Raw genomic sequence first — 869 nt, 5'->3', positions numbered from 1 at the left:
GGCACCTCCCGAGCGCGGAAGCGGCCTCCCTGCGCATTGGGGCCTTCTCGGGCCCTTGGGGAAGGCCGATGCCGACACGGCGCTGGGCGCGGTTCCCGACGGCGTCTGCTTCGTGGCGAGGGTGCTCGCCGGCAGGCTGATCCGCATGGCGCGGGAGGACGGGGACCTGGACGTCGTGGAGATGCCGGAGGTTTGCGAGAGGTGCCTGCTGGAGTCCGTCCCCGAATTGGCAGGCCGCGCCGTCGGGCGCCGCATCGCCGTGCGCTGGACGAAGGCGTGGCGCGCCCCTTCGCCCGCCGCTGCCGGCGAAGGGGCCCGGTGCGCATCGGCACGTCCCCGCATCGGCCTTCTGGGGAACGCCTTGATGGTGTTCGAGCCCTTCATGAGCGACGGCATCGTCGGCCTGATAGAGGGGGAGGGGTGCGAAGCGGTCCTTCCGCGCCCCCGAGGGATTGATGGCCGACGACGTGCGCTACCTGTCCGAGCTCGACCGCTTCGCCGGACGGGGCGTCGACCATGTGATCTACCTGCAGGCGTTCGGGTGCCTCAAGGGCCACGTGCAAGCCCGTGGAGCGCTTCACGGGCTTGCGGGCCGGTATCCGGGCATGCCCGTCACCGTGATCGACTGCGACCCGGAAGCCTCGGCCCTCAACCGCGAGAACCGGGCCCTCCTCGCGATCGCGGCCGCCAAGGAGACATGCTCCGGCGCGCCGTCCGGCGTCACTTGTCCCAGGCGATGAACGCCCAGGTGATCTTACGGGGCTCGCGCAGGGCGAGGCGCTTCTCGGGCTCGCCCTTCCTGTCGGGCCGGCCGGCGCGGGGGTTCTCCACCAGGTTGTCGGCGAGCCAGGGGCGCAGGCGCGCGAGGG

At 72.2% G+C, this 869-nt stretch carries 1 protein-coding gene; it reads left to right on the top strand.

Annotated elements, in window-relative coordinates; translation table 11 throughout:
- Positions 1-455: 455 nt before the first annotated feature.
- Positions 456-740: a hypothetical protein gene (locus tag GPA_RS14590; RefSeq protein WP_015540352.1), complete on the top strand. Its 285-nt coding sequence runs from the start codon at positions 456-458 to the stop codon at positions 738-740.
- Positions 741-869: the final 129 nt, after the last annotated feature.

It is taken from the genome of Gordonibacter pamelaeae 7-10-1-b (assembly GCF_000210055.1).
In the GTDB taxonomy this organism is placed as follows: domain Bacteria; phylum Actinomycetota; class Coriobacteriia; order Coriobacteriales; family Eggerthellaceae; genus Gordonibacter; species Gordonibacter pamelaeae.
Note: the sequence above shows the minus strand (reverse complement) of the source record. Positions and strands in the feature narration are given on the sequence as shown.

Excerpts from the sequence above, each read along its gene's own strand:
- GPA_RS14590 (WP_015540352.1), top strand. The coding sequence starts at position 456 with ATGGCCGACGACGTGCGCTACCTGTCCGAGCTCGACCGCTTCGCCGGA.